At 67.2% G+C, this 26,654-nt stretch carries 30 protein-coding genes; 10 read left to right on the top strand and 20 right to left on the bottom strand.

All coding sequences use genetic code 11. The features are described 5' to 3' along the window. Positions 1 to 191: 191 nt before the first annotated feature. Both QH470_RS16550 and prpB read right to left on the bottom strand, forming a co-directional pair. A complete protein-coding gene (locus QH470_RS16550; RefSeq protein ID WP_280273261.1) occupies positions 192 to 1,322 on the bottom strand; it encodes a bifunctional 2-methylcitrate synthase/citrate synthase in 1,131 nt (376 codons plus the stop codon). Between the two features lie 4 nt (positions 1,323 to 1,326). Then, a complete protein-coding gene (prpB, locus tag QH470_RS16545; RefSeq protein ID WP_280273260.1) occupies positions 1,327 to 2,235 on the bottom strand; it encodes a methylisocitrate lyase in 909 nt (302 codons plus the stop codon). A 47-nt stretch (positions 2,236 to 2,282) separates the two neighbouring features. Between prpB and QH470_RS16540 the strand changes: the two genes are divergently transcribed. Next, a complete protein-coding gene (locus QH470_RS16540; protein WP_280273259.1) occupies positions 2,283 to 2,453 on the top strand; it encodes a DUF1737 domain-containing protein in 171 nt (56 codons plus the stop codon). A 2-nt stretch (positions 2,454 to 2,455) separates the two neighbouring features. Here the strand turns inward: QH470_RS16540 and QH470_RS16535 are convergent, their stop codons facing one another. Further along, the gene (locus tag QH470_RS16535) at positions 2,456 to 3,964 is read right to left on the bottom strand and encodes an MmgE/PrpD family protein (RefSeq protein WP_280273258.1); all 1,509 of its coding nucleotides are present in this window, start codon (positions 3,962 to 3,964) and stop codon (positions 2,456 to 2,458) included. Positions 3,965 to 4,080: 116 nt separating this feature from the next. On the opposite strand from QH470_RS16535, the gene QH470_RS16530 reads away from it, so the two are divergent. Next, a complete protein-coding gene (locus QH470_RS16530) occupies positions 4,081 to 5,502 on the top strand; it encodes a short-chain fatty acyl-CoA regulator family protein (protein WP_280273257.1) in 1,422 nt (473 codons plus the stop codon). A 294-nt stretch (positions 5,503 to 5,796) separates the two neighbouring features. On the opposite strand, the gene QH470_RS16525 is transcribed toward QH470_RS16530, so the two are convergent. The 9 genes from QH470_RS16525 to QH470_RS16485 form a co-directional block, all read right to left on the bottom strand. Then, the gene (locus tag QH470_RS16525) at positions 5,797 to 6,567 is read right to left on the bottom strand and encodes an ESX secretion-associated protein EspG (RefSeq protein ID WP_280273256.1); all 771 of its coding nucleotides are present in this window, start codon (positions 6,565 to 6,567) and stop codon (positions 5,797 to 5,799) included. 93 nt (positions 6,568 to 6,660) lie between these two features. Next, positions 6,661 to 7,992 (bottom strand): hypothetical protein, encoded by a 1,332-nt coding sequence (locus QH470_RS16520; protein ID WP_280273255.1) that lies wholly within the window; start codon positions 7,990 to 7,992, stop codon positions 6,661 to 6,663. 74 nt (positions 7,993 to 8,066) lie between these two features. Next, positions 8,067 to 8,450: a hypothetical protein gene (locus tag QH470_RS16515; protein WP_280273254.1), complete on the bottom strand. Its 384-nt coding sequence runs from the start codon at positions 8,448 to 8,450 to the stop codon at positions 8,067 to 8,069. Positions 8,451 to 8,477: 27 nt separating this feature from the next. Continuing rightward, complete coding sequence (locus tag QH470_RS16510) at positions 8,478 to 9,005, bottom strand: DUF3558 domain-containing protein (protein WP_280273253.1); 528 nt, start codon at positions 9,003 to 9,005, stop codon at positions 8,478 to 8,480. A gap of 121 nt (positions 9,006 to 9,126) precedes the next feature. Further along, the gene (locus tag QH470_RS16505; RefSeq protein WP_280273252.1) at positions 9,127 to 9,459 is read right to left on the bottom strand and encodes a Clp protease/crotonase-like domain-containing protein; all 333 of its coding nucleotides are present in this window, start codon (positions 9,457 to 9,459) and stop codon (positions 9,127 to 9,129) included. A gap of 371 nt (positions 9,460 to 9,830) precedes the next feature. After that, on the bottom strand, positions 9,831 to 10,136 hold the full coding sequence (locus QH470_RS16500; protein WP_280273251.1) for a hypothetical protein: 306 nt from the start codon (positions 10,134 to 10,136) through the stop codon (positions 9,831 to 9,833). Between the two features lie 16 nt (positions 10,137 to 10,152). Further along, positions 10,153 to 10,335, bottom strand: coding sequence for a hypothetical protein (locus QH470_RS16495; RefSeq protein ID WP_280273250.1), 183 nt, complete (start codon positions 10,333 to 10,335; stop codon positions 10,153 to 10,155). A 26-nt stretch (positions 10,336 to 10,361) separates the two neighbouring features. Further along, positions 10,362 to 10,604, bottom strand: a complete 243-nt coding sequence (locus QH470_RS16490; RefSeq protein ID WP_280273249.1) for a hypothetical protein — start codon at positions 10,602 to 10,604, stop codon at positions 10,362 to 10,364. Continuing rightward, positions 10,601 to 10,954, bottom strand: a complete 354-nt coding sequence (locus tag QH470_RS16485; protein WP_280273248.1) for a hypothetical protein — start codon at positions 10,952 to 10,954, stop codon at positions 10,601 to 10,603. The genes QH470_RS16490 and QH470_RS16485 overlap by 4 nt, the downstream gene beginning before the upstream one ends. 298 nt (positions 10,955 to 11,252) lie before the next feature. Here QH470_RS16485 and QH470_RS16480 point away from each other — a divergent pair, with 298 nt between their 5' ends. The 5 genes from QH470_RS16480 to QH470_RS16460 all read left to right on the top strand — a co-directional run bounded on the left by QH470_RS16480 (position 11,253) and on the right by QH470_RS16460 (position 14,614). After that, entirely contained in the window at positions 11,253 to 12,446 is a 1,194-nt protein-coding gene (locus QH470_RS16480) for a helix-turn-helix domain-containing protein (protein WP_280273247.1), read from the top strand. Positions 12,447 to 12,495: 49 nt separating this feature from the next. Then, positions 12,496 to 12,816 carry a type VII secretion target gene (locus QH470_RS16475; protein WP_280273246.1) on the top strand — a complete coding sequence of 107 codons (321 nt, stop codon included), beginning with the start codon at positions 12,496 to 12,498 and terminating at the stop codon, positions 12,814 to 12,816. Positions 12,817 to 12,872: 56 nt separating this feature from the next. Continuing rightward, positions 12,873 to 13,526, top strand: coding sequence for a hypothetical protein (locus QH470_RS16470; protein ID WP_280273245.1), 654 nt, complete (start codon positions 12,873 to 12,875; stop codon positions 13,524 to 13,526). 174 nt (positions 13,527 to 13,700) lie between these two features. Then, positions 13,701 to 13,964 (top strand): hypothetical protein, encoded by a 264-nt coding sequence (locus QH470_RS16465; protein WP_280273244.1) that lies wholly within the window; start codon positions 13,701 to 13,703, stop codon positions 13,962 to 13,964. 263 nt (positions 13,965 to 14,227) lie between these two features. Continuing rightward, positions 14,228 to 14,614: a hypothetical protein gene (locus QH470_RS16460; protein WP_280273243.1), complete on the top strand. Its 387-nt coding sequence runs from the start codon at positions 14,228 to 14,230 to the stop codon at positions 14,612 to 14,614. Positions 14,615 to 14,621: 7 nt separating this feature from the next. On the opposite strand, the gene QH470_RS16455 is transcribed toward QH470_RS16460, so the two are convergent. The 3 genes from QH470_RS16455 to QH470_RS16445 all read right to left on the bottom strand — a co-directional run bounded on the left by QH470_RS16455 (position 14,622) and on the right by QH470_RS16445 (position 19,963). Further along, positions 14,622 to 15,461, bottom strand: a complete 840-nt coding sequence (locus QH470_RS16455; RefSeq protein ID WP_280273242.1) for an EamA family transporter — start codon at positions 15,459 to 15,461, stop codon at positions 14,622 to 14,624. 245 nt (positions 15,462 to 15,706) lie between these two features. After that, positions 15,707 to 17,977, bottom strand: a complete 2,271-nt coding sequence (gene recG, locus QH470_RS16450; RefSeq protein ID WP_280273241.1) for an ATP-dependent DNA helicase RecG — start codon at positions 17,975 to 17,977, stop codon at positions 15,707 to 15,709. Next, on the bottom strand, positions 17,978 to 19,963 hold the full coding sequence (locus QH470_RS16445) for a DAK2 domain-containing protein (protein WP_425302688.1): 1,986 nt from the start codon (positions 19,961 to 19,963) through the stop codon (positions 17,978 to 17,980). It abuts the gene before it with no gap. A gap of 351 nt (positions 19,964 to 20,314) precedes the next feature. Here QH470_RS16445 and rpmB point away from each other — a divergent pair, with 351 nt between their 5' ends. Both rpmB and QH470_RS16435 read left to right on the top strand, forming a co-directional pair. Beyond that, positions 20,315 to 20,506: a 50S ribosomal protein L28 gene (rpmB, locus tag QH470_RS16440; protein ID WP_011210730.1), complete on the top strand. Its 192-nt coding sequence runs from the start codon at positions 20,315 to 20,317 to the stop codon at positions 20,504 to 20,506. Between the two features lie 88 nt (positions 20,507 to 20,594). Further along, positions 20,595 to 21,113 (top strand): GNAT family N-acetyltransferase, encoded by a 519-nt coding sequence (locus QH470_RS16435; protein WP_280273239.1) that lies wholly within the window; start codon positions 20,595 to 20,597, stop codon positions 21,111 to 21,113. Here QH470_RS16435 and QH470_RS16430 read toward each other — a convergent pair. From QH470_RS16430 to QH470_RS16420, 3 genes are read right to left on the bottom strand one after another with little or no spacing between them, the layout of a single operon-like run. Beyond that, positions 21,076 to 21,342, bottom strand: a complete 267-nt coding sequence (locus QH470_RS16430) for a hypothetical protein (RefSeq protein ID WP_280273238.1) — start codon at positions 21,340 to 21,342, stop codon at positions 21,076 to 21,078. The genes QH470_RS16435 and QH470_RS16430 overlap by 38 nt on opposite strands. Before the next feature lie 38 nt (positions 21,343 to 21,380). Next, positions 21,381 to 22,058, bottom strand: a complete 678-nt coding sequence (locus QH470_RS16425) for a uracil-DNA glycosylase (protein WP_280273237.1) — start codon at positions 22,056 to 22,058, stop codon at positions 21,381 to 21,383. 39 nt (positions 22,059 to 22,097) lie between these two features. Then, the gene (locus QH470_RS16420; RefSeq protein WP_425302687.1) at positions 22,098 to 23,222 is read right to left on the bottom strand and encodes a thiamine-phosphate kinase; all 1,125 of its coding nucleotides are present in this window, start codon (positions 23,220 to 23,222) and stop codon (positions 22,098 to 22,100) included. A 52-nt stretch (positions 23,223 to 23,274) separates the two neighbouring features. Between QH470_RS16420 and QH470_RS16415 the strand changes: the two genes are divergently transcribed. Continuing rightward, positions 23,275 to 24,180: a DUF3515 domain-containing protein gene (locus QH470_RS16415; protein WP_280273236.1), complete on the top strand. Its 906-nt coding sequence runs from the start codon at positions 23,275 to 23,277 to the stop codon at positions 24,178 to 24,180. A 171-nt stretch (positions 24,181 to 24,351) separates the two neighbouring features. On the opposite strand, the gene QH470_RS16410 is transcribed toward QH470_RS16415, so the two are convergent. Both QH470_RS16410 and QH470_RS16405 read right to left on the bottom strand, forming a co-directional pair. Beyond that, positions 24,352 to 25,449: a D-alanine--D-alanine ligase family protein gene (locus QH470_RS16410; protein WP_280273235.1), complete on the bottom strand. Its 1,098-nt coding sequence runs from the start codon at positions 25,447 to 25,449 to the stop codon at positions 24,352 to 24,354. Positions 25,450 to 25,483: 34 nt separating this feature from the next. Continuing rightward, positions 25,484 to 26,479 (bottom strand): NAD(P)H-dependent glycerol-3-phosphate dehydrogenase, encoded by a 996-nt coding sequence (locus QH470_RS16405; RefSeq protein WP_280273234.1) that lies wholly within the window; start codon positions 26,477 to 26,479, stop codon positions 25,484 to 25,486. Positions 26,480 to 26,654 lie beyond the last annotated feature (175 nt).

The following is a 26,654-nucleotide window of genomic DNA, read 5'->3' as shown; positions in this document are numbered from 1 at the left end:
CGATCAGCTCACCCACGCGCGGCGGTTTGACCAGATAGTCGTCGGCGCCGCCGCGCAGGCCGCGCACCAACGAGGGCGCCGCGGCGCGGGCGGGGGGGGGAACCACCACGGACGCCCACCCCCCACCCCGGGGCGTTAAATCGGCCCCCCCGGGCGGCGGGGCCGGCCGGGGGTCACGATCAGCACGAGGACTACGCGACGCCCATAGTTCGTTGCGGCACACCGACATACGCCGACAGCGGGCGGATCAGAGCGTTGGATTGGGACTGCTCGATGATGTGCGCGGTCCAGCCGGTGATGCGGCTCATCACGAAAATGGGTGTGAACATGTCGATGTCGAAGCCCATCAGGTAGTAGGCGGGACCGGCCGGGAAGTCCAGGTTCGGCTCGATGCCGGTCGCCTCCGCCATCGCGGCCGCCAGTTCGGCGTACATCCGCAGCCACTCGTGGCCGCCGGTCACCTCGGCGATCTCCGCCAGGGCGGCCGCCATGGTCGGCACTCGGGAGTCGCCGTTCTTGTAGACGCGGTGCCCGAAACCCATCACCTTCTCCTTGCGGGACAGCTTGTCCCGCAACCACTCCCGCGCCAGCTCGGGCCGCCCGATATCCAGCATCGCGTGCATAACGGCCTCGTTGGCGCCGCCGTGCAGCGGCCCCTTCAAGGTTCCGATGGCCGCGGTGACGGCGCTGTACATGTCCGATTCGGTGGAGGTGACGACGCGAGCGGCGAAGGTGGAGGCGTTGAAGCTGTGCTCGGCGTACAGGATCAGCGATGTCTCGAACGCTCGGACGATGCGCGGGTCCAGCTGCCATTGCGCCGCGGAGTCGCCGAAGCACATGGCAAGGAAGTTCTCGGCGAACCCGCGCCGCTCGTCGGGGGCGATCGGGTCGAGGCCGCGGCGACGGCGCATGTCGGCCGCGATCACCGTCGGCAGCACCGCGGTCATCCGCAAAGCCTTGGCCAGCAGCGCATCCGGGCTCTTGCCGCTGTCCTCGAGCGGGTCCTCCGCCCCGAGATAACTGACGACCGTGCGCACCACATCCATCGGGTGGCAGGTCTCGGGCAGTTTGTCGATCAGACCCAGCAGCGAGCGGTCCAGGGGCCGCAGTGCGCGTTCGCGGTGGCACAGCGCCCGCAACTGGTCCGCGTCGGGCAGTTCGCCGTGCCACAGCAGGTAGGCGACCTCCTCGAAACCGCAGTGCGCGGCCAGATCCTGCACCGGATAGCCCCGGTAGGTCAGGGAGTTGGTCTCGGGCACGACCTTCGAGATGGCGGTCGTGTCGACCACCACTCCGGCCAAGCCCTTCTTGATCTCGGTCATCGGGTTACTCGCTCACGGTGAAATCGAATATGCCGGAATCGAACTCGTTGTAGCGCTGGTAGTCGAGCAACTCGTACAGCCGCGCTCGGTGTTGCATGCGATCCAACAGGCCGGATTGGGTTCCGCTGTCGGCGATCTCGCGTAGTCCCCGCTCCACGGCGAACATGGCCAGGCGCAGTGTGGTGACCGGATAGATGACGGCGTTGTAGCCGAGGTCCTCCAGCGTCCGCACCGGCAGCAGTTCGGATTTGCCGAACTCGGTCATGTTGGCCAGCAGCGGAATATCCACGGCCGCACGGAACTTCGCGAATTCCCCGGCGTCGGCCAGCGCCTCGGTGAAGATCAGGTCGGCTCCGGCGTCCGCGTAGGCCTTGGCCCGGTCGATCGCCGCGGGCAAGCCCTCGATGCCGCGTGCGTCGGTGCGGGCGCAGATCACGAAGTCCGGATCGCGGCGGGCGGAGACGGCGGCCCGGATCCGCCGCACCATGTCGGCGGCCGGAACCACCGCCTTGCCATCGAGATGCCCGCACCGCTTCGGATTGACCTGGTCCTCGATATGGCATCCGGCCAGGCCCGCGTCCTCCAGCAACGTGATGGTGCGGGCGGCGTTCATCGGTTCCCCGAACCCGGTGTCGGCATCGATCAGCGTCGGCAGATCGGCGACCCGCGCGATCTCCCGCCCCCGCGCAGTCACCTCACTCAGCGTCGTCAGCCCGATATCGGGCAGCGCGAGTTCGGCCGAAACCACCGCCCCGGACACATACACCCCCTCGAACCCGACCCCCTGAATCACCTTGGCAACCAAGGGATTGAACGCCCCCGGCAGCCGCTGAATCCGCCCACTAGCCAGCCCATCCCGCAGCGCTCGCCGCTTCTCCCCCGCCGACCTCTCCGCCGCCATCAACCCACTCACGCCCTCCACCGCCCCTCGGTACGAACCGCCCCCACTAGGCTCGATTCATGACCGAGCCGCTGCGCTATCGCCTGATCACCGGACCCGATGATGTCGCCTTCTGTGAGCGGATCAGCAAGTTGCTCGAGGAGGGGTATCGCCTGCACGGTTCGCCGGCGGTTACCTACAACGGCACCGGGGTGATCGCGGCGCAGGCCGTGGTGTGGGATCCGCGCTGACATCAGAAGATTCCCTTTCCGGTTGCCGGTGCGGTGGCGAGCACCTCGGGTGACACGGTGAATGTGAGCTGGTCCAGGTCGCCCGGCCGCAACTGCGGAGTGCGTTGCGCCGCGGCCAGGAAGCGGTCCTGTTCGGCGGGCTCGAGCACGCCCTCGGTGAGCGTGCGGAATTTGGCGATGTACTGCTCTCGGCCGAACGGGCGCGCACCCAGCGGATGCGCGTCCGCCACGCCCAGTTCGTCCACGATCGTCTCGCCGCTGACCAGGGTCACCTCGGCACGCGCGCCGAAGGCCCGGTCCGTCGGGTCGGCCGAGTGGTACCGGCGCGTCCACTCCGGATCCTCGACGGTGCGGATCTTGTGCCACAGCGCCACGGTGTCGGGCCGCCGCGCCCTTTCCAGGCCGTACGAGCGCTCGTGATGCCACGTCCCGTCCTGCAATGCGACGGCGAAAATGTAAGGCACGGAATGGTCCAGCGTCTCGCGGCTGGCATTCGGGTCGTACTTCTGCGGATCCCCCGACCCGCTACCGATCACCACGTGGGTGTGGTGGCTGGTGTGCAGCACGATCGAGGCGACCTGGTCCAAATCACCGATGCGCAGCCGCATCCGCCGCGCCAGATCGATCGGAGCCTGGCTCTGGTACTCGGCGGAATGCTCCTTGGTATAGCTGTCCAGGATCGCGCGCTTCGGCTCGGCCGGAACGGGTAGCGGCACAGCGTATTCCGCTTCTCGCCCGCCCAGCAGCCGGGCGATCACGCCGTCCTCGCCCTCCCAGATCGGGGCGGGCGCGCCCTCGCCGCGCATGGCGCGGTCCACCGCCTCCACGGCCATCTTCCCGGCGAACGCGGGCGCGAACGCCTTCCAGCTGGAGATCTCGCCCTTGCGTGACTGCCTGGTCGCGGTGGTGGTGTGCAGCGCCTGGCCGACGGCCTGATAAATGGTCTCGGTGTCGAGACCGAGCAGCGTCCCGATGCCCGCGGCCGCCGACGGACCCAGATGGGCCACATGGTCGATCTTGTACTCGTGCAGGCACATTCCGCGCACCAGGTCGATCTGGATCTCGTAACCGGTGGCCAGGCCGCGGATCAGCTCGGAGCCACTGCGCCCGGCGTGCTGCGCGACCGCCACGATCGGCGGAATGTTGTCGCCGGGATGCGAGTACTCGGCGGCCAGGAAGGTGTCATGAAAGTCCAACTCCCGCACCGCGACTCCATTGGCCCACGCCGCCCACTCCGGGGAGAACCGCTGCGTGGCAGGCAGACCGAACACGGTAGCACCGGGCCGGTGCGGGTGCGCCTCGGCCTGACGCCGGGCGGTCGTGGGCGGGCGGCGGACCAGCGCCGCGGCAGCCACCCCGGCGTTGTCGATGATCCGGTTGACGATCATCTCGGCAACCTCGTCCGGCACCGCGACCGGGTCCGCGGCGACCTCCGCGATCCGCGTCGCCAGATGCTCCGCCCGGGGGAAGTCATCGGCCGCGGCATGGGCACGTACGATATGAGGCTTCATACTTCGCACGCTACGCAGCACGGCGTGAGTGCAAAACACCTTGCAACAGCAGATTTTTGTCGGCGAGTACTGCCAATATTGCAATGTTTGCGAAGCCAGTGGGTAGCATCGGCGGCGTGCGCAAGATGTATGCGGGTGCCCGACTACGGCGGTTGCGCGAGGAACGGCGGATGACGCAGGCGGCGCTGGCCAAGTCGCTGGAGCTGTCCCCCAGCTATCTCAACCAGCTCGAGCGTGATCAGCGGCCGCTCACCATTCCGGTACTGCTGAAACTCAATTCGACGTTCGATCTGGACGTCCAGTTCTTCGCCGCCGACTCGGACGCCCGGCTGGTGTCGGACCTGCACGAGGTGCTGGTGGAGGCCGCCGGCGGCACGGCGCCGCCCGCCGCCGAGGTCGAGGATCTCGCCACTCGACTACCCGAGGTCGCCAAGACCATCGTCGCGATGCACCGCCGCCTACGTGCGGCCACCGACCAGCTGGATCTGCTGTCCTCCAAGGTCGCCACGCCGACCGGTGCGCCCGGCGTGCCGATGCCGTACGAGGATGTGCGCGACTTCTTCTACGACCACCACAACCACATCGCCCAGCTCGATCTGGCCGCCGAGCGGCTGTTCGACGAGTGCGGGCTGTCGATCGGATCGCTGGACCGACAGCTCGCCCGGGTCGCCGAGGAGCGGGCGGGGGTGACGGTGCTGGTCCGCGGCGACGGCGCCGACCCGGCCATTCCGAAGCGCCATTTCGACATCGAGACCCGGACCCTCACCCTGGCGCGACGGCTTCGTCCCGGGCAGCGGGCGTTCCAGATCGCGACCACGCTCGCGTTCCTGCTGTACGGACCGCTCATCGACGAGGTGCTCAGCGATACGCCGTCGCTCACCGGAGAGTCCCGGTCGCTGGCGCGGGTGGGGCTGGCGAACTACTTCGCCGGTGCGCTGGTGCTGCCGTACGGGAAGTTCCTGCGCTCGGCGGAGGAATTGCACTACGACATCGATCTGCTCGGGCTGCGCTTCGAGGTCGGTTTCGAGACGGTGTGCCATCGCCTTTCGACGCTGCAGCGGCAAGGCCAGCGCGGGGTGCCGTTCTTCTTCGTGCGCACCGACCGTGCCGGGAATATCTCGAAACGCCAGTCCGCCACCGCATTTCACTTCTCCCGGGTCGGCGGGAGCTGCCCACTGTGGGTGGTGCACGAGGCGTTCGCGCATCCCGGGCGCATCCTCACCCAGGTCGCCTCGATGCCCGACGGACGCCGATATCTCTGGATCGCCCGAACCGCCCACTCCACTCCGCGCGGGTTCGGCACTGCCGCAAAGGAATTCGCGATCGGGCTGGGGTGTGACATCGAATACGCCGACAAGCTGGTGTATTCCAAGGGCTTGCAGCTCGATGATCCCTCCGCCGCGATTCCCATCGGTGCGGGGTGCAAGGTGTGCGAGCGATCTACTTGCGCCCAGCGGGCATTCCCCCAGATCGGCCGCCCCTTAGCAGTCACCGAGACTACGTCGATCGATCTCCCCTACCCCCGGGCGGTTCAGTGACCAGGCAGCGATAACCCCCGTTACGCCGATCGGCCCGGATCGCCGATACCAATGCGGCGGAAAACCCACCGAAGATTCCGATTCCGGCCAGCAAGATTCCCACGCCGACAATGACGGTAGCGAGCACAGGAGTGCCGAAACCGAAGTACACAGCCAGCGGGCTCGACAATATTGCCCCGATGATGCCCCCGATCAGCGCCGCGACGAGGACGGGTCGGTCTTTCATGAGTCCGACTCTAGCCTTCGAGCAGTCGGTCGCCCTCCCCAAGACGGGACATGGAGTGGTGGGGCGGCTCAGGGGCGCGGGTGTAGGCCGTTGCGGACCTCGGAGACCGTGCGGGACAACATCTGCCGGACCTGGGCGACCATGCGGGCTGAGTCCGTGGGTTTCACGGTGACGGTGCGGTCGCCGAAGCTCGCGTAGCGGCCGTCTTCGGCCCAGTCGATGATCTGAAAGTCCTTGCGGCCGTCGGTATGCCGGTTGTCGGGGCTGCCCCACGGGTACACGGCGATGTGGAATGTCGCGGTGGTCGGGCGGTCGAACAAGCGGGCCAGCTGGTCCCTCGGCCCGATGGCCCAGGGGTCGTGCCCGGCGGGCCGGTCCAGTTCCTCCACCGGGATGGACACCGGTTTTCCTTGTCCCGCAGCACATTCGGGCAGTTTCGCGACCAATGCGGAGGCCAAGCGGGCGGCTGGGAGGAACGTCAGCTGGACGTCGCCACCGGTGGTGTCGTCCGGGCCGGGTTCCTGGACAGCGATCGCGCCGTGGCGGTCGTGCACCGCGCCGTGGATGCGAATCCGGTGTTCACGGCTACGTCCGCGAAATCCCGATACCTCGACGCGGGCCTCCGGTGCCAGCAGTACGGCGACGGCGCGTTCGAGATCCTCGTCCAACCGCGGCAGGACCGTGCCCGCTACCCGCTGCCGCGTGCGGTTGACGTCCTCCTGGGTGTGTTCGGTGGTGAACCGGTGGGCCAAGGGGTACGGCAGCACATCCCTGCCGGTGGAATCCCACAGCACTCGGAACTCGACGGCATCGAAGCGCCATCGTCTCTCACCGCGCATCTGCCGACCCCCGCGCCCGTCTACCTGGCGAGCCGAAAATGCTTCTGCCACAGCGGATTTTGCCGCACCGGCAGGTCGGTCGCACGGCCGCCGTCATGTGCCGAGAACGGGCGGCACCGTCTTCGGCAGGTCCGGTATGCCCGTCAGCTCGTCACCATGTTCCTTTGTCACCAGGTAGTCGGGAATGTCCTTGTTGCGGTCCTCGTCCTTGTCGCCCTTACCGCGGCCCGCGGCGGCCGGACCGCCCATACCGGGCATGCCGTTGGCGCCGCCGCGACCGGCGGACAACCCGGGACGCGCACCGGCGTCAGCGGCTGCGCCGGGGCGTCCGGCGAAGGGCACGCTGGTGCCGACTCCGCCCTGTCCGATTCCGCCTTGTCCGACTCCGCCCTGTCCAACTCCGCCGGGTCCGCCCGTGCCAGCTCCGCCCGGTCCACCCGTGCCGACGGGTCCGCCGATACCTCCCCGAGGCACGGTCGAACCCGGTGCGGGCGACCCCGTGGCGTTCGGGTCCGCACCGGCGGCGGTCGTCGCTGCCGCCGGGGCGGTAGCAGCATGATCCGCCGGATTCTCCGAGCCGACCGACTGGCCCGTGCCGGTCGGGTCGGGCTGCGGATTCTCCGTGCTCGGACCCTGCGGGCCGGAGCCGTCTTCGCCCGGAGTCGGCGCCACGGTTTTGCCGTCCGGACCGGTAGCCGGAATCGGTCCGCCGGAATCGGTGCCTCCGGGCCTCCAGGGTGGCGGTTGATCACCCGGCGGTCCGGGTTTGGGCTCGTTGGGCTTCGGAATGACCGGGACGTTGGTGTCGCTCTCGTGGACCACCGGCGCGTACACGGTTTGCAGCACACGCTTGGCCTCGGCGTAGGCGTTCGCGTACGCCGTGTCGTCGTTGCGCCAGCCCCGGCCGGCCACCCAGTGCCGCAGATTGCTCGTGCCCGAGCGATGTTCCGGCACATGCGGCACAAGATCTTTCGTCGGTTCCAGGCCCGTCCGCAACTCCGACAGTTTGCTACTGGTCAACGCAGCGGCCTTGGCAACCTGCGACGCCTGGGTCGTGTAATCGGTGACGGCCTGCGCGGCGGCCTTGCTCGACTCGCCGCGCCAGATGTCCTCGCCGGTGGCCTTGGTCATGGCCAGCTGGAACGTCTGCAGCGAGGTCGTCTCCTTCACCCCGATCTGCCGCCACGCCTCGACCAGGTCGCCGACAGCCTTCAGGTCGATCTTGTCGACCTTCCCCCGCAACGTCGCCAGGTCGTGCCGCTCGAAATTGTCTGTGGCGGTGACGGATTGAGGCCGGAACGCACCCTCGAACCCGATCTTCGACGCCTCACCACGAACGGTATCGCGCTGCCGGTTGTACCGATCCTGCACGTCACCCGGACTGGTGGCATCGGGAATATCCTCCCCGGCAATCAAACTGGTCAACGCATGCCCCAACCGCGAGCCGATGGCTGGGAGGGACATATCGGGAATCCCGTAATAGGGGTACGACACGACGTTTACCTACCCGTCGGATCGGTGGAGCCGATCTCACCGGCGTTGTCGACGTCTTGGCCGGTGAGCTGTTTGATGGAGAGCGCCATGACTTCGCGCATGTTCTTGATGGTGTCGATGTGGTCGCGGATGATCTGGTCAACCGAGTTCGGCTCGCCCGTGGCTTGTTTCAGAAACCCGGATTCAAGGGCTTTGCCCATGTCAAAGTCGCCGAAACCGGAGACACGCTGTGTCGATGCAGCGGTGAAAAGCAAGCCGGCCAGATCAGCTAGCCGCTGATCGCAGGCCGCGAGACACTCCCGCGCCACAGCCTCATCGTCCAAGTAAAGCTCACCGGAGCGTGCCTGTTCGGCAAGCTGCTGCCATTTTGCCAACTCTACTGCGCCCATTCCGCATTCACCCTCCCTGTGCAAACGTTACTTCGGCAAAACGGGAACGAGCTGCTCGCCAGCCTGCCGCAGGAACAGGCAGGGGTCCCCTGGGTTATCCAAAATTGGATTCGACATAACGGTAAGTTCGAAGACGCCCTGCCCAGCCGGAAATACAACATCACAGGTCAGATCTTTACTGGCACCTTCGACACGGAATTGCCTTCCCTGCCGTCCCGCGAGTACGACGTCCCGGAAGTCAGTATTGCCTTCCTTGGACTCGATCTCCTGAACGCTCCGTTTCCCTGAGAACACACCGACTGTGTACTGCTTGCCCTTCCAGTTACAGATCTCCCACCCACTCTGGTGGACCCCCGCGATCCCGCTCTCCTTGGTCTTCGGGTCGACCCCCGCGCGCTGCAGTACATCGTCCGGAACCTGCGTGCACGGATCCCACAGCGCAACTTCGGCAGTAGTCGTCTCCGACCCCGTCGAACCGCCCCCGCCCCCACCGTCGCACGCCGCCAACACCGGGACCAAGGTCGCCAGCAGAACTACCGCGAGTCGGCGTGTCATCGACCGCCCCCTTCAGCTCGATCCCCTGCCGCATCGTGACTGCCTGACCTTACCAAACCAGGTGCTCCGCTCGTCGCGTCGTGAGCGGCCCTCGCAGCGGGCCGGGACGCAATCTGTGCCCTCATGTCTCCGCGTTCGCCGAGTACTGATCGACCAGGAAACGATATGAATCCACCTTCGCGGCGTAGTCGAAGATCGGACGCAACGCAATGGTCACGTGCCGGTCCACCACCGAGGAGTAGCCCGAGGCATCGACCGCTAGGTCGGCGGCGACCTGGCGAAGCAGTATGTCCATTTCGTCGTCCGTTGCGTACACCGTCAGTGTGCACTCGAACGGTACCTGGGCCAGGCCGTAGTCATACCCCTCCAGCCGCACCGCGGCCTCGGCCAGATCCGACACCGGACCGAACCCCGTGACGCACGGAATCCGCTGTCCCCCTGCAAGTTTGTGCACGCTGTCCTCCAGTAACAGCGCTACCGGATGAATCTCATCGCTCGACGCCGATCCAGGACCTTCTCGGTCCGGCTTCCCCAGCCCGATGGCGATCTGCCAAATGTACTGGTCATCCGCCCCACCACTGATCTGTAGCGCCGACCTGCTTGATGCTTCCATTGCGATCCTCCCGATTCCCAATCGTGAGCGCGGCATCGACCGACCACAGGCATGCTGGACCAGGAGTAGGGGCACCCTTTCGGGTGATCCCCCGAATCTCCTCTGGCGCAACATCTTGGTTCTACTTCTTCAGACGCAGCACGACGACTGATGGTTCCGCCCGATCCGGATCACCGACAACCAATCGCTACGCCGTGACTCTCCGCTCCTGCTCATTCGCAGTTGTCGCCCGTCCGCGACCAACGCATCAGTGGATACAGAGTCCACACGTCCACCGAGCGCCGGACCACATCCATCCATCCGCCGAGGTGCGCCGGCGTCGGCACGATCACTACACCGGTGCCGGGCACGCCGAGGGAGGTCACGAGCAGGGGGAACCAAATGCCGGAGGGTTCGACGAAGATGGCTCGCAGGTCCCAGCTCCGTTCCACGGCCAAGGCGCGAATATCTCGGACGTAGCCGTCTACCGACGATGGCGACACGTCGGCGCGCACGATGCCGTAGCCGCGCGGGTTCACCGTGCGACCCGCCTCTTCATTCGGAGAGCCACTGTTCGATGAGGTCCAGCGTCGCGGCGGAATACAGCGGAACGCCGTCGTCGGCATCCAACAGCACCCAGGCATGGGGACCACCGAGTCCATGGACCAAGCGGTAGCCGGCCCGCGCCGCCCGCACGGTGAGCAGCCGCACCGAGTCAGAAGCCGGATCGAATATCACCGGACACCTTTCTGTCAGCTCGATCGTTACGAAAGTTCGTGGGGTGCAATAAATTCAGCCCAGTACTCGTGCCGTATCGCGTCCCACAATCGCGAGAGTTCCGGGAATTGCTCACGCATCTGAACGAGATCCGGCGCTGCGGCCGGAGTGGACGCGGACATCAGCGGCTGCGATTCGGACAGGTTGCGGACCAACAGCATTCGAATGCGGTCCCGATCGATCCGCCAGATCGCCTGCCAACCGTCCACTTCAGTGCGACGATCGCTCATCCCCGGGCTCCCTCGCGGCAGCTCTCGGCCGCACTGGAGCAGTCGAGCGGCAACGCCAGCTCGGAGAGCCGGTCCAGCACCTCGCGCAATGTTTCGGCCGTCGGAGCGGCCGGTGGTGGTAGTTCGATCCGCAACGGCGAATAGGCGATTCCACGCGCAGCAGCCCCTTCACGTGGAGTGACTGATTGCGGTGCCAGACAGCCTGTTTCGACCAAGGTGTGGTACGCCGCTGCCTTCCACACACATCGGTCGAGACGGCACTCACGGTGCCTGCGCATCTGTTCATGGGCCGACTCGGCATCGGCATACCCACACACCGCCGGAGGCACCACGATCGCGTCGTCACCCATCACGCCGCTCCACCGGAACTCGCGGGCCGACCACTTCCGACAAATCTCCACTGATCCACGAGGTCTGTGCTGTATTCTTCTCTGCTACTTGCAAATTCGTCACCGCTTCATACCTTCTGTCGTCGGGAACACTTCGGATCGACCTTCATCGGGTGTGTGTGCTTCGGTGGCCCATCCGAGAGCGGTCCGGACTTCCGTCGACCGAGCACGTGATAGATCGTGCTCAGGTCACAGGACCGGAGGAAGGTAGTCAGCACGCAGATTTCAGCAATCGGCAGCAACAGGCAGGGAGGGTGCCGTGGCGGATGTAACGATGTGGACCGGGAGACACGTCAAAGCTCTGCGGGAAGCGACCAGAAAGACTCAGCAGCAGTTGGCGGAGGAGTTGGCGTGCGCACAGCGCACGGTGAGTTTCTGGGAGAGCCGCCCCGACGCGAAAGTCAGCATCGCCTTCCAATCGCGCCTGGACAGGGTTCTGATCAACGCGGACCATGGGACGAAGAGGCGATTCTTCGAACTGACGGGAGACCCGGACGTGAACCGTCGAGACTTCCTGGCCTCGACTGCGGCGGCAGTTGGCATGTCAACTCTTCGGGGTGAAGACGCGCCGGTAGTCACTGGTGATTCGATCGAGCATCTGCGAACAACTGTCCACGCGGCGATCCAACTGGACGACAAGCTCGGGGCGAACGCCGCTCGGCCGATCATCGAGGCACAAGCCAAGACGTGCACCGCGTTGCTGCGCGACTGTCCACCGAGCCTGAAACCCGAGCTTCAGTCATTGACCGCCAAAGCGACCGCGAGCACCGCCTGGGCAGTGTGGGACCAGGGGGATGTGCGGCGCGCCGACGAGCTGTTCCAGCGGGCGTATCGGCATGCGGAAGAAGCCGGGGACACCGATGTCGCGGCAGGAGTCCTCTGCTATCGCACAAAATTGACGATCGCGACCCATCAGTACTCGCGAGCCGCCGACTTGGCGGATGCGATGCTGGTGATACCCGCACGCGACGGCCGAGTGATCGATTTCCGAAGGCTATGCGCGGCAAAGGCTTTCGCAACAGCAGGCCGACACCGCGACGGGTGGGCGCAATTGAATCGCGTCACCGACGATTACGCCGAACAGACCACACCGGACGAATCGTATTGCTACTACCATTCGCGGTGGGCCACAGGTAAAACAATCGCACAATGCCTGGCACTGTCCGGTGATCTCGACGCCGCCGCCAATAGTATCGACGCCACTCTCCCCCTCATCCCCATGCACATGAAGCGGGATCGAGCGAAGGGATACCTCGATCTCGCGCAAGCTGCCGCGGAGATCGACATAGACCGGGCATGTGCGGCAGCACAGAACGCTATCGATCTCACTCGTGGGTGGACGTCGTACCGCGTCCGGCAGGTCTACGCCGACACCAGGGCACACCTGGCACCCTGGGCATCCACGCGTGCCGTACGTCAGCTGGACGACTACGCCACCGGAGTCCTCGCCTGAAATTCCTCGAAACACAGACTCTCGACATTAGAGCGGGGTTACACAGTCTATGACCGAAGAACTCGAAGTCCGACCGGACGATATCGATCGGTTCGCCAATTCCATGGCCGACTTGTCGACACAGTGTGATATTGCCAAGAAATACGCTTCGAACTACTTCAGCATAGATGCCGAACAGGCCAGAATCTATGCATATGTCAAAGGTGTTGTCGATGCCATGCGCGAGAATTTGGCCTCCAACTACGATCACCTGCTCAAACTGAGCGACGACTCGGCAATCGAGCTGACGAGAACAGCGCAGATGTACCGCACCACAGATTTCGAAATCGCTAAACAGCTGGACGCAACCTACTCGGGCGGTCACAGGTGACCAGGCCAGCGGAAGTCCTAAAAGCACCTGAGGCACCGGAGCCCGTCCCGGAGAACGTGAAGTTCTGGGTGGGAGGAAACTTTATATCCCCGGCCTATTACATCTCGCAAGTACTCGAAAAACTTACCGGTATGGATGTTTTCGAATGGACATCTTCACAGGTAGCCGGCGACTGGGAGGCCGTACGCAGAGCAGCCGATGCGGCAGGGAATCTGAGCAGATTCAACACGGCTTACCACGACACCGTAAAAGGAGATTGGAAGAATACCGTAGCCGAGTCTTGGCACGGAAACGCCGCGGGCAGTGCGCAAAGTTACTTCGACAATCTAGCCGGAGCCGTAAAGTTTCAGGTTCGCTCATTGGAGCAGATGGAGCATCATCTCACCAAAATCGCAAACTCTATGTCAGACCTCACCACCGCACTCGGAGATATGCTGCAGGAACTGGTAGATCTCGCCATCGTCGCAGCGATCGAAGCCGCGGTTGCGTCAGCGGGTCCGGAACCGATCACGAAGACCGCAGCCATAGCGGCTCTTGCACTGTCTGTCGTGAGGATCGGACTGGTAATCAACAGGATGTGGTCGAAGATCGGGATTATCTACATCGCCGTGACCGGCATGGGGTCTGCCGCACTGCATCTGGTCAGCCAGACGACGCCGCAGTCGCTACCGCCCCTTCCGCAATCCACCTACGATCACCCTGGAGTTTGATATTCGATGGAGCGCGAAAACGAGACACTCGATGTCGCTCGTGGAGATGTCGGACTATCGCGATATCTGCGCGACTCTTTGAAGAGGGTCCGATCATCGTCGGTCGCTGATTCGGACCTCGGAAGACGGCTCGATGACGTACTCGCAGGACGCACGAGCCTACGCGAGTTCGGAATGTCGGAGGACTTCGCCAGGGTATTGGAACGAGTCTCCGATCAACCGCTCAACCAGGTGGCCGCCATGTCGGAACAGGAGCGAACCAGATTGGCCGCACAGGCCGAGGCAGAGTTGGAACGTCGAGGCCAGCAGATCGACGACTCGCACCCCGCGCCGGTCGAGCACACAGCGAATCGTGACGAGATTTTCGTTTATGAGGATCCCGACGAGGCAGACGACGCATACTATCAGGAGCGTCGGCAACGTGGCTGGCTGATTTGATGACACACTCTCCTAGTGATATGCAGAGTGTATTCATTCCGCTGCAAGAACGTGTCGGGTCATCAGTCGGCTGGGGAGAAAAGAGACGGATGAATCCCACTCCTGGTGTCAGATTTTTGTCGCTCGAGCTTCGGGACCAACTCCCTGGCGTCTGTAGCGAGCACGGGAAAACGGTATCGGAGCGCCGGAGCGGCACAATTCGATTCCACCAGACATCCCGTGGACGTGAGCAGTGGACGCCGCGGTCGGTTCTTCGGAAACTGTTGCACGACCTCTTCTTGAACTGGGCCTATCCCGCTCTGGATGTCAACGCCATCCTGTACGGCGAGTGGCCCCTCTGCGCGGACTGCGTCCGACGACACCGCAGGTTGCGGCAACTCGGCCGTGCCCTGTTGCTCTTGGGTGGAGTGATTCTGGTGCCAGCGGTGCTCAGCCGTGTCGCAGGGTACGAGCAGTTCTCCATTCCGCTGTTCGTGGCCTTTTTTCCTTTCTGGCTGCCCGGTGGAGTTTTGGCCGCCATACTGGCTTTCGGCGCAGCGCAGCGATTCGTTCGTTGTGGACCGCTGACGGACGAAAGCCTGGTTGCCATCCGTGCCCACCCAGATTTCGCCGCCGCCGTTCGCCGCCGAAATGACCCGTCCGAGACCTGAATTGGGCTTACCGTGTGCGGGTGGCGCCCACTGAGGCTGCGATCACGCAGGCTATTCCGCCCCACTGCTGGATGTTGAGCAACTGCCCCAGCACCGCCAGCCCCGCTAGTGCCGCGACGGCGGGTTCGAGGCTCATGAGGACGCCGAAGACGCGGGGTGGGATGCGGCGGAGGGCTTCTAGTTCTACCGAGTAGGGCAGGACCGAGGACAGCATGGCTACGCCGAAGCCGATGGCCAGGACGGAGGGCTCGAGTAGGGCGGTGCCCGCGCTCGCTACGCCGACCGGGGCCATGAGGACGCCGCCGAAGGCCATTGCGAGGGCCAAACCGCCGCCGCCGCTGGTCTTTTCGCCGAGTTTGGCGCTGAGCAGGATGTAGCAGGCCCAGCAGGCCGCGGCGGCGAGGGCCAGCAGGACGCCGGTCCAGGCGACGGGGCCGTCGGCGCGGGTGAGCAGTAGGACGCCGCCGCCGGCCAGTACCGCCCACACCGGGTCGACCCAGCGGCGGGAACCGCCCAGCGCCACGGCGAGTGGGCCGAGGAATTCGATGGTGACGGCCATGCCGAGGGGGATGCGGTCGATCGACTCGTAGAAGCACAGATTCATCGCCGCCAGCACGGCGCCGTAGGCCAGAACCACTGGCAAGGCCCGGCGGTCTACGCGCAGCGACGAACGCCAGAAGACCAGCAGCACCACCCCCGCGAAGAACAGCCGCAGTCCGACCGCTCCGGCCGGCCCGGTGGCGGCAAAAAGCTTGTTCGCCACCGCGGCGCCGACCTGCACGCTCACAATGCCGGTGAGCACCAGCATGGTCGGCGGCACCCCGCCTAGGCGCTGACGCAGTCGCACTCTGGAAAGCGTTTGCGGCAGTACTGGTTTGCGTCCCCACCCGACTTCGATCGCTACCACGGGCACTCCCTTCCGACTCGCGGTGGGCCGACGCCGTGCGCTACTCCGGCAGCATCCCCCACCACCGAGACATGTCCGGGCGATGCGAAATCCCACCGCCCACTTCGTCTCCCGCGCCGACTGCCGCCTACGCTGCTCGCGCCACCCGGCTCTATCCTTTGTACACAGGAACCGGCGACCGGACGTCAGGACTTGGCCAGATACTCCAGGCGTTCGGAGTCCACGGCCGCGTGCATCATCGTCGCCAGGCCCGGATGCTTCTTCAGGCCGGGATCGGAATCGACCACCTTGCGCGCCAGTTGTTGCGCGGCGGTGATCACCTCGAGGTCATCGAGCAGCGACAGCAGGCGCAGGCTGCGAGCGGTGCCGGACTGCGCGGAGCCGAGTACGTCGCCCTCGCGGCGTTGGCGCAGGTCCAGGACCGACAGCTCGAAGCCGTCGAGCGTGCCCGCGACCGCTTCCAGCCGGACCATGGCGCCGCCCATCGGCGAGGTCTCGGTGATCAGCAGGCACAGTCCGGCGTGCTTGCCGCGGCCCACGCGGCCGCGCAGCTGGTGCAGCTGGCTCACGCCGAAACGGTCGGCGTCGAGGATCACCATCACCGTCGCGTTCGGGACGTCCACGCCGACTTCGACAACCGTGGTACAGACCAGCACGTCGACCTCGCCGTCGTTGAACGACCGCATCACGCGGTCCTTCTCGTCGTTCGGCAGTCGCCCGTGCAGCAGCCCGACCCGCAGATTCGCCAGCTCACCGGCGCGCAGCGTCTCGTATACGTCGACGGCCGCGTGCGTGGTCGGCCCCTCCTTCTCCTCGGCCGATTTCCCCTTGCGGCCCTTGCCCGTTGCGCCTTCTTCCTCGTCACCGCCAATTCGGGAGCACACCACATACGCCTGCCGGCCCGCCGCCACCTCCTCGCGAATGCGTTCCCATGCCCGGTCCACCCACTTCGGATGCATCTTGGCGGGAACGACTTTCGTGGTGATGGGCGAGCGGCCGCGCGGAAGTTCGGTGAGCGTGGAGGTTTCGAGATCGCCGAGCGTGGTCATGGCGATGGTGCGCGGGATCGGGGTCGCGGTCATCACCAGAAGGTGCGGGGTGATGCCCTTTTTCGCCTTGGCGCGCAACGCGTCCCGTTGTTCGACGCCGAATCGGTGCTGCTCATCGACGATCACCATACCCAGGTCGTAGAACTCGACCGCGTCCTGAATCAGTGCGTGGGTGCCGATCACGATGCCCGCCTCGCCGGTGACCGCGTCCAGCAGCGCGGCCTTCTTCGCGCCCGCCGACATCGATCCCGTCACCAGTACCACCTTGGTGGCGTTCTCCGCCGCGCCCAGCTCGCCCGCGGTGCCGAGGTCGCCGAGCATCGCGCGCAGCGACCGGTAGTGCTGTGCCGCAAGCACTTCCGTCGGGGCCAGCAGTGCGCACTGCAACCCGCTGTCGACCACCTGCAGCATGGCGTGCAGTGCCACGATCGTCTTGCCGGAGCCGACCTCGCCCTGCAGCAGCCGGTGCATCGGGTGGGCGCGGGACAGGTCGGCGGAGATCTCGGCGATGACCTTCTGCTGTCCGGCGGTCAGCTCGAACGGCAGGCGATGCTCGAAAGCCTTGGCGATCCCGTCGTTTCGGGGCGGACAGGAGTGTGCCGCGCGGCCCTCGGCGTCGTGGCGGCGGCCCGCCAGCACCAGCTGCAGGGCCAGCGCCTCGTCGAAACGCAGCCGCTCCCTTGCCCGTTCGATATCGAGCTTGTGCTCGGGCAGGTGGATCAGTCGCAGCGCGTCGGTGACCGGCATCAGCTCGCGTTCCTCGCGCAGCTCCTGCGGCAGTGGGTCATCGATCGGGTCGAGCTGATCGAGTACCTGGCGCACGCAGGCCAGCACGTCCCAGCTCTGGACCTTCGCGGTGGCGGGGTACACGGGGATGTATTCACGTTCGAAGAACGAGACGTCCACGCCCTCCGCGCCTTTCGCGCTCTCGGCGAGGCCGCGCAGGCTGCCCGAGCCACGGACCGAGGTGAGGTTCTCCACCGACTCGCCGACCTCGGGCAGGATCAGATACGACGGGTGCGAGAGATTCCAGCGGTCCGGGCGCCAGTAGTGCACCGTGCCCGACATCATCGCCCGGACACCCTGCTTCACAAGGTAATTCACCTTGTCGCCGTTGAAGAAGGTGATCTCCACGGGGCGATTGGAGCCCGTATCCAACTCGACCTTGAGGAGGTTGCCCCGGCGCTGGCGCATCGGGCGCTTCTCGGTCTTGGTCACCCGGCCGACGACCGTGATGTGGGCGCCCTCCTCGGGGGCCTCCTCGGTCAGCGGCTGGCCCTGCGTGGCGTAGCGCAGCGGGTAGTGCCGCAGCAGGTCCTCCACGGTGTGCATGTCGAAGGCGTCTACCAGCGATTCGGCGGCCTTCACGCCGAGCACGTGGTCCAGCCGGTCGGTCAGCGTCGTCATCTATTCCACCCCGATCTGCACCAGGTCAGCGGCTTGCCCGCCGTCGTAGGTGATGATCTCGACGCCCGGGAAGGTCACGGTGATGTGTTCGGTCAGCTCCTCGCTCAACCCGGCCGGGGCGGCGGCGCCGAGCAGCAGCGTGACCAGTTCGCCGCCCAGGCCGAGCATTCGGTCCAGCAGGGTGCGGGCGGCCGCGCCGGTGTCCGCGTCGATCACGACGACATCGTTGCCGACCAGGCCTAGACCGTCGCCGCGCTCGCAGGTGCCGACGATGGTGAGCGCGCGCTCCGGCGCCACTCGCAGCGCGCCCCAGCGGGTGGCGGCGGCGGCCTCCGACATGGCGAAGACGTCGTCGGCGGCGGAGCGGGCCCCGTCGTGCAGGGCCAGGGCCGCCAAGCCCTGCACCATCGAGCCGCTCGGGAGCATGAGCACGTCGCGGCTGCCGTCGCGGGCGGCGACGCTGACGGCGACCAGTTCGTGGGCGGGCAGGGCGCCGTTGGGCAGCACCACGACCTCGCGGTGCGGCATGTCGCGGATGGCGGTCAGCAGGGCGTCGGCGGTGACGGCGCCTTCCAGCACGACCGCGCCGGCGTCTTCGAACAGCCGGGCCGCGCCCAGGCCGCCGACCACCGCAAGGATTCCGCGGTCGGCCGGGCCGGGGGGCTCCTGCGAGGACAGACCTTCGATCCGGATATTCCGCAATGTTCCGGCTGCCAGCCCGGCCTCGACGGCCGCTCCCGCGTCGGCGCAGTGCACGTGTGCCGACCACGTGTCGTCGCCGTCACCGACCACCACCACCGAATCGCCCAGCCGCGCAAGGGATTCCCGGAGCGCTGTGATCCGCTCGGCGTCGGTGTCGGCCAGCAGGTACATCACCTCGTAATGCGGCCGGGCGACGACGCCGTCGCCGGCACAGCAGACCGCCGCCACGGTCTGGCTCGACGAATCCGACTGCGGCGCTGCGGGGATCGTCGCTTCGGCCGAGCCGGGCACCGCATCGGTGGGCCCGATCCCACCCGCTCGATGCGTCGCCGCGCGGGCCGCTTCCGTCCCTGCGTTACCGACCGGCTCCGTTGCTACGGCAAGGGGGCGCATCCGTTCCGAGCCGGGGTACTCGGGGCGGGGCGGCACTTGGCCGGTCACCGTCGTGACCAGGGCATCCAGCAGGACCAGCAGTCCGCGCGCTCCGGCGTCGACGACCCCTGCCGCGCGCAGCACGCTCAATTGAGAAGGTGTGTCGCCCAATGCTTTCGACGCACCGTCGGCGGCGGCGAGCGCGACGGCCGCGAGGGTGTCCTCGGCGCAGTCCTCGGCCCGGTCGGCGGCGGCCTCCAGCACGGTCAGCATGGTCCCCTCGACCGGCACACTCAACGCGTCCCGAACCAGTACCGCCGCTCGCCGTAGCGCGATCCGCAACGTCACGGCAGTCAGCGGCCCGTCCGCCACACCCTCGGCGATCCCCCGCAACACCTGCGACAGAATGATCCCCGAATTCCCCCGCGCCCCGGCGATCGCCGCACGCGACATCGCGGTCGCCACCGCCCGCTCGAGCATCGCAACCGACGCAACATCCGCCTGTGCGGTCGGCGCTGTCCGTCCCCACACACCCCGCACCACTTCCCCGCGCACACCCGGTGCGACGTCTCCGCACACCCTCGATTCCTCGCCTGGTGCCACGTCTCCGCACACGCCTGATTCTTCGCGCACACCGAGCGTCACGTCTCCGAGCGCGGCCGAATCCCCGACCACATCCGGCACCGCGCCCGCGCGCACGCCCGCTTCTACGCGAGCACTCGGCACCCCTCCTCCACGCGAAGGCGTCACCGCTTCGACTGCCTCGGTGGCGGCGCGCATGGTGGCGAGCATGTTGGTGCCGGTGTCGGCGTCGGCTATGGGGAAGACGTTGAGGGCGTTGATTTCGTCGCGGTGGCATTCGAGTCCGTCCAGGCAGAGCCGGGCCCACTGCGCTAGCGCAGCACCGTTCAACTCATCCCGGAAGCCGGGCACGTCACCGTCCTCTCGCCGTCACCGATCGCACACACACCCCGCTCGCCAGCGTAATAGGAAGGACCGACAGGGTGGCAGCGCAGTGGGCATCGCGCGCCCGGCCGCGGCTGTGCGCCGGCTCACAGGGGAGTCGGTCGCACGCCCGGAGCACGGACCGCGATTGGACATTGATCGTGGGCCCCCGCTACTCTTGCAAAGTTGCCTCACGCGACCGGTGCCCGGTTGCGTTCGCCTGCGGATCTCCGCAGGCAGGCATTAGACGACAAGGTTTCCGGACAGGCTGTCCCGTGAAGACAGCGGTCCCCACATGACATGAAGGAGCTCGCGACTATGGCTGCCGTCTGCGACGTCTGCGCCAAGGGCCCCGGCTTCGGTAAGTCGGTTTCGCACTCGCACCGGCGCACCAACCGTCGCTGGAACCCGAACATCCAGACCGTCCGCGCGCAGGTCGCGCCGGGCAACACCCGTCGGATGAACGTGTGCACCTCCTGCCTCAAGGCGGGCAAGGTCGTACGCGGCTGAGCTGCGCGAACTACCGAACGGCGCCCCGGCGCACCCGCGAGGGTGACCGGGGCGCCGTTGTCGTTGCCGGGGCAATCCAGGGAGATCGATGACCGCACACATCTGGCGCATCGAACCACTGGCCGCCGCGCACACCCACAGCCTCGCCGAATGCCATATCGCCTGCTGGCGGGAGGCCTATCGGGAACTGGTGCCTCAGCATGTCCTCGACGCGTTCGACGTGGAGCGCCGCGCGGAGCAGTGGGAGCGTATCCGCGTGCGCTACCCCGACTCCACGGTGGTCGCCCGCGCCGGAGACACCGTCATCGGATTCGCCAGTGGCGGGCCGTCGCGGGACGACCCGCCGGTGGCGGCACGTGAAGTGAATGCCATGTATGTCCGGGCCGCTTGGTACGGCACCGGTGTGGCACACGAACTGATGCGCGCGGTGCTGCGTCCCGACACGGCCACGTCGCTGTGGGTGTTCGAGGACAATCCGCGCGCCCAGGCGTTCTATCGAAAATTCGGCTTCGAACTCGACGGCTCGCGCCGAGTCGAAGCCTTCACTCCCGCATGGGAAGTGCGGATGGTCAGTTCCCTCCGCCGATGCACTGCACGTCGGCGCTGATGCTCTGCAACGCGCACAGTCCGAAGGCGTTCACATTCGACGACAGCGAGGCCGAACCCGTCTGCGGATCGTAGAGCGCCAGCACCGGCGCGGCCTGCTCGGTGACCATCTCCTGCGGCGCGGCGGGCTCCAGCGGTAGCGGCGCGGCCTCAGCGACCGCGGACGCGCCGAGGATGGCCGCTCCGGCGGCGACGGTGACGACAGCGCCACGCACGGACTTGTTCTGCATGCAACTTCTCCTGGTTAGCTCGAACGACACAGCCCCGGTCAGGGCAGCCGCCAATCGACCGGAGCGGCCCCCAATGTACCCAGCAATTCGTTCGTCCGGGAGAACGGCCTCGATCCGAAGAATCCACGCGAAGCAGACAGCGGCGAGGGATGCGCCGATTCGATGTACGGGACGCCGTCGAGCATCGGCTTCAAGGTCGACGCGTCGCGGCCCCACAGGATCGCGACCAGCGGCTGTTTGCGGGTGACCAGCGCGCGAATCGCCTGCTCGGTCACCGCTTCCCAGCCCTTGCCGCGATGCGAGGCGGGCTGCCCGGGCTGCACGGTGAGCACCCTGTTCAGCATGAGCACGCCCTGATCCGACCACGGCGACAGGTCACCGCACGACGGCGTCGGATGCCCGAGATCCTTGGAGTACTCGGAGAAGATGTTGGCCAGGCTGCGCGGGACGGGCGAAACGTCCGGCGCCACCGAGAAACTCAGCCCCATGGCGTGACCGGGTGTGGGATACGGATCCTGACCGACGATCAGCACCCGCACCTTGTCGAAGGGCCGCTGGAAGGCCCGTAGTACGTTCTCGCCCTTGGGAAAGTAGCCGCGGCCGGCGTTGTTCTCGGCACGCAGGAATTCGCCCATCTCGGCTATCCGGTCGGCTACCGGTTCCAGCGCCTCGGCCCAGCCCGTATCGATGATCTCCGACAGTGGTTTTCCGCCCATGTCGGGACAACATAGCGTGGCGAGTCGCACGGCGATACCTCACCCGCCTTCCGCGAACGATTCCCAGCCGGCGGGTCCGGCCCATGCCGCGCCGTCGACGGTCATGCCGGACCCGGGACCGACCCGCCCCACCGCTACCCAACCCGGCGGAAGCGGTTGTGCGCCATCGAAAGTCGCGGCGAAGGCGTGATCCTCGCCACCGGTCAGCAGCCAGCCGAGCGGGTCCTCGCCGAGCAGTTCGGCCACCGGACGCAACGCCGGATCGCCGAGCGCGGCGGAGTCGACGTCGATGGCGACGCCGGACGCCGCGGCGAGATGGCCCAGGTCGGCGAGCAGGCCGTCGGAGACATCGGCCATGGCCGTGATCGCGGCGTCGGCGGGCATGGCCAGCACGGTGTCGTAGGGCGGTTGCGGAACGCGGTGGGCGGCAACGACTTCGGGGAATCTCGTGAGATCGGCGCCCGCGGCGAGTAGCGCCAGCCCGGCCGCCGACCAGCCCAGCCGTCCGGCCACCGCGACGGTATCGCCGGGCCGCGCGCCCGAACGCAGCACCGCGCGGTCGGGTGGATCGCCGAACGCCGTCACCGAGATCACCAGCAGCGGGCTACGCACCACGTCACCACCGGCGATCGAGGCTCCGGCCCGGCGGGCCTCGGCCCACAGGCCGTCGACGAATTCATCGATGAAGGCGACCGGGGTGTCGGCGGGGCAGCCCAGCGACACCACGAACGCGCTCGGCGCGGCGCCCATCGCGACCACATCGGCGGCGTTCTGGGCGATCGCCTTGCGGCCGATGTCGCCGGGCGCGGACCAGTCGAGCCGGAAATGCCGGTCCTGGACCAGCATGTCGGTGCTCACGACATACCGTCCGGCGGGCGCGGCCACGATCGCGGCGTCGTCGCCGGGGCCCAGCAGCACGCCGGTGCTCTGGCTGCGGCCGCCGTTCATGCGCGCGATCAAGGCGAACTCCCCCAGTTCGCGTACGGTGCGCGGGGTGCTGTCGGTGATGGCGCTCTCCTTTCCGATGAGCCGGGTGAGCCGGGCGGCATAGACAGTACTGGTGCCGGCGCCGCGGACACCGAAACGGCGGATGCCCGTACACACCGACTGCCCACCGCCGCGGTTCGCTACGCTCGGGTCCGGAAATCCCAGCAGCGGCGCCATCGGACCGCCGGACCCGCGGCCCGATCGAGGACGAGCGGAGACGAAGCCCTGGATGAGCAGCGACACGGAGCGGCCCGAGGACCCCATGCAGTCCCGCTCTACCGACCGGTCGTCAGATCCGGCACCGGACGCCGTCGCCCCCGAACCCGCGAGCCGAGAATCCGCCGCGGCATCGAGTGGCGCACTCCCCACATCCGCCCGTGGAGACACCGGGGACGAACGTGCCGGGCCGGACCACTCCGCGACCGAGGCCGCACCCGACGCCTCTGCCGCCGCGGACACCGCCCATGCCGAGTCGGATCGCTCCTCGGCCGAGTACGCGCCCGACGATTCCACGAGCGCCGAGAGCGGCGGCGCGGAAGCCAGTGCTGAAGGGGAGGAATCGGCGGGAGCCAACCGCTACGACTCCCCCGGCGACACCCCGAAGTACTCCCCCGCCTTGATCGCTACCGCTGTGGCGCTGCCCGTCGCGCTGATCGTCGCCGTGCTGCTGATCGCCGTGATGTCGCGGCAGAACACGGATCGGGAACCGTTGGCGCTCGGGTCCGTTCCCGCCCCGGCGGCCGGTGGTCCGGGCTGTGCGGCGCTGTTGCCCGCACTGCCCGACGCTCTGGGCGACTACACCAGGGCGGAGCTGGCGCAGCCCGCGCCGCCCGCCACCGTCGCCTGGCAGCTGCCCGACGGCGGCGAGCCGATCGTGCTGCGCTGTGGACTGGATCGTCCGCTGGAATTCGACAAGGCGTCCGCGCTGCAGATCATCAACGGCGTCACCTGGTTCGAGGTGCGCGACCGGACCTCGGGCGTCACCTCCGGCACCTGGTTCGCCGTCGACCGCGGCACCTACATCGCCGTCACCGTCGCCGACAGCGCCGGACCGACTCCGCTGCAGGACATCTCGGACACCCTCACCAAGACGGTGCCCGCCCAGCCCATCGATCCGGGTCCCCTCCCGAACTGAGCCGGTTCCACGGATCCGTTCCCGTGCGACCCAGCGCCGCACCGATCCCGCAGCCTGGATCGCCCACATCGAGGGGAGACGCCGGTGACCCGACCGGATCGTGGACCTCGTCCAGCGTTCCGCGAGACGCGCCCGTCCGGTGTTCAGCTCTGGTACGGTCGCGCAGGTTGCTCAGCGCAGGCCGGTGCCGCGGGCGCGGGCGGTGTCGATCAGGGTCGTGACGAGGGTCCGGTTGTCGATGCCGGTGGCCTCCCACATCCGCGGGTACATCGAGATGGAGGTCATGCCGGGCATGGTGTTGATCTCGTTGAGTACCGGGCCGTCGGCGGTGACGAAGAAGTCGACGCGGGCCAGGCCCTGGCAGTCCAGCGCCCGGAACGCGCGCACCGCGAGGTCCCGGACCTGTTGGGCGACATCGTCGTTCAGCTTGGCGGGGATGTCGAACTCGCACACGTCGTCGAGGTATTTGGTGTCGAAGTCGTAGAAGCCCGCGGCCTCCTCGCGCTCGGACTCGGGCATCCGGATCTCCGCGGGCACACTGGCTTCCACCCGGCCGTCGGGGAATTCCAGTACGCCGCATTCGATTTCGCGTCCGACCAGGGCCGCCTCCACGATCACCTTCGGATCGTGCTGCCGCGCCGCGGCGACGGCGGCGTCGAGGTCCGCCCACCGGTTCACCTTCGTGATGCCGATGGAGGATCCGCCGCGGGCCGGTTTCACGAACACCGGCAGCCCGAGCCGCTGCCGGTCCGCTTCGGACAGGGTGGCCGTGCCCGGCCGCAGCACCACGTGGTCGCCGACCGGAAGTCCCTCGGCGACCAGGAGTTTCTTCATGAACTCCTTGTCCATGCCGGTGGCGCTGGCGAGCACGCCCGGTCCGACGTACGGCAGGCCCGCCAGCTCCAGCAGGCCCTGGATGGTGCCGTCCTCGCCGAACGGGCCGTGCAGGACCGGGAACACGATGTCGATCGCGCCGAGACCGGCGTCGGAGTCGCCGAGTGCCAGGAGATTGCCGGCCCGGGTCGGGTCGGCCGCCAGCACCAGTTCCGTCCCGGTCGAATCCACCGCGGGCAAGGCCCGGTCGTTGATGGCGAGCTCGCGAGTATCCGAGCCGCCCAGCACCCAGGTGCCCGCCCGGGTGATGCCCACCGGCACCGCCTCGAATCGCTCGGGGTCGAGGCTGCGCAGCACGAAACCGGCCGACACACACGACACGGCGTGTTCGTTGCTGCGACCGCCGAACACGACCGCCACCCTGATCCGACTCATAGAGCGAACCGTACCCGGACCGGGTACGGGCCAATCATTCCGGCTTCATCCGCCGGCCGAGCAACTGGCCGACCGCCTCCGCGACCGACAATCCCTCGTGGCAGACCCGGTGCACCGCGGTGGTCAGCGGCATCTCCACGCCGTTCCGCTCGGCCAGCGCGCGAATCGAGGTGCACGACTTGACCCCCTCGGCGACCTGCCCGTGCGTGGCCTCCTGCGCGGCCTGCATGGAACCGCCCTCGCCGAGCACATGGCCGAACGACCGATTGCGGGAGAGCGGCGAGGTGCACGTCGCCACCAGATCACCCACTCCGGCCAGGCCCGCGAGGGTGACGGGATTGGCGCCCAGCGCCACGCCGAGCCGGATGATCTCGGCCAGCCCGCGCGTGATCAGACTCGCGATCGAGTTGTCGCCCAGCCCCATTCCCGCCGCGATACCGCAGGCGAGCGCGATGACGTTCTTGCTGGCCCCGCCGATTTCGCACCCCACGACGTCGGTGTTGGTGTACGGGCGGAAGTAGCCGGTGGCGCAGGCGTGCTGCACCGCCTCGGCGCGCGCGGCGTCGGTGCAGGCGACCACCGAGGCGGCGGGCTGCTGCGCGGCGATCTCGCGAGCCAGGTTCGGCCCCGACAGCACCGCGATGCGGCCCTCGGCCGCGCCGGTGACCTCGGCGATCACCTCGCTCATCCGCAGCAGCGTCCCGGTCTCGATGCCCTTGGCCAGACTCAGCAGCGTGGCATCCGCGCCGATCGCGTCCCGCCACGCCGCGAGGTTGGCGCGCAGCGACTGCGACGGCACCGCCAGCACCACGGTGTCGGCCCCGTCCAGCGCCGCGCGGAAGTCGTCGGTGGCGGCGATGCCCGGCAGCAGCACATCGGGCAGATAGGCCGGGTTGCGATGCTCGGTCGCAAGCGCTTTGGCCACCTCCGAACGCCGCGCCCACACCGTCACGTCGGTCCCAGCATCATTCAAAACCTTCGCGAACGCGGTCCCCCACGACCCCGCGCCCATTACTGCCGCCCTAGTCATGCAGCCAATATGCCATTCACCACACCCCCACCACGCGAAGTCCGCCGCAACCCCACACCCCCCATGTGAACTTCCACACCTCCCCCCCCCCCCCACCCCCACCGTTTTAGGGGCGGGGGGGGGGGGGGGGGTGGGGGGGGGGGGGGGGGGGGGGGGGGGGGGGGGGGGGCGGGCC

Source organism: Nocardia wallacei (genome assembly GCF_029868745.1).
In the GTDB taxonomy this organism is placed as follows: domain Bacteria; phylum Actinomycetota; class Actinomycetes; order Mycobacteriales; family Mycobacteriaceae; genus Nocardia; species Nocardia wallacei_B.
This window is presented reverse-complemented; position numbering and strand designations above follow the sequence as displayed.

Bases quoted from the DNA above. Each gene is read 5' to 3' on its own strand.
- QH470_RS16415 (WP_280273236.1), top strand. From the start codon at position 23,275: ATGAGCAGCGACACGGAGCGGCCCGAGGACCCCATGCAGTCCCGCTCT.
- QH470_RS16540 (WP_280273259.1), top strand. From the start codon at position 2,283: ATGACCGAGCCGCTGCGCTATCGCCTGATCACCGGACCCGATGATGTC.
- QH470_RS16465 (WP_280273244.1), top strand. From the start codon at position 13,701: ATGTCGGAGGACTTCGCCAGGGTATTGGAACGAGTCTCCGATCAACCG.
- QH470_RS16485 (WP_280273248.1), bottom strand. From the start codon at position 10,954: ATGGGTGACGACGCGATCGTGGTGCCTCCGGCGGTGTGTGGGTATGCC.
- rpmB (WP_011210730.1), top strand. From the start codon at position 20,315: ATGGCTGCCGTCTGCGACGTCTGCGCCAAGGGCCCCGGCTTCGGTAAG.
- QH470_RS16490 (WP_280273249.1), bottom strand. From the start codon at position 10,604: ATGAGCGATCGTCGCACTGAAGTGGACGGTTGGCAGGCGATCTGGCGG.
- QH470_RS16410 (WP_280273235.1), bottom strand. From the start codon at position 25,449: ATGAGTCGGATCAGGGTGGCGGTCGTGTTCGGCGGTCGCAGCAACGAA.
- QH470_RS16435 (WP_280273239.1), top strand. From the start codon at position 20,595: ATGACCGCACACATCTGGCGCATCGAACCACTGGCCGCCGCGCACACC.
- recG (WP_280273241.1), bottom strand. From the start codon at position 17,977: ATGACGACGCTGACCGACCGGCTGGACCACGTGCTCGGCGTGAAGGCC.
- QH470_RS16425 (WP_280273237.1), bottom strand. From the start codon at position 22,058: ATGGGCGGAAAACCACTGTCGGAGATCATCGATACGGGCTGGGCCGAG.
- QH470_RS16420 (WP_425302687.1), bottom strand. From the start codon at position 23,222: ATGGCGCCGCTGCTGGGATTTCCGGACCCGAGCGTAGCGAACCGCGGC.
- QH470_RS16475 (WP_280273246.1), top strand. From the start codon at position 12,496: ATGACCGAAGAACTCGAAGTCCGACCGGACGATATCGATCGGTTCGCC.
- QH470_RS16550 (WP_280273261.1), bottom strand. From the start codon at position 1,322: ATGACCGAGATCAAGAAGGGCTTGGCCGGAGTGGTGGTCGACACGACC.
- QH470_RS16510 (WP_280273253.1), bottom strand. From the start codon at position 9,005: ATGACACGCCGACTCGCGGTAGTTCTGCTGGCGACCTTGGTCCCGGTG.
- QH470_RS16430 (WP_280273238.1), bottom strand. From the start codon at position 21,342: ATGCAGAACAAGTCCGTGCGTGGCGCTGTCGTCACCGTCGCCGCCGGA.
- QH470_RS16515 (WP_280273254.1), bottom strand. From the start codon at position 8,450: ATGGGCGCAGTAGAGTTGGCAAAATGGCAGCAGCTTGCCGAACAGGCA.
- QH470_RS16405 (WP_280273234.1), bottom strand. From the start codon at position 26,479: ATGACTAGGGCGGCAGTAATGGGCGCGGGGTCGTGGGGGACCGCGTTC.
- QH470_RS16535 (WP_280273258.1), bottom strand. From the start codon at position 3,964: ATGAAGCCTCATATCGTACGTGCCCATGCCGCGGCCGATGACTTCCCC.
- QH470_RS16525 (WP_280273256.1), bottom strand. From the start codon at position 6,567: ATGCGCGGTGAGAGACGATGGCGCTTCGATGCCGTCGAGTTCCGAGTG.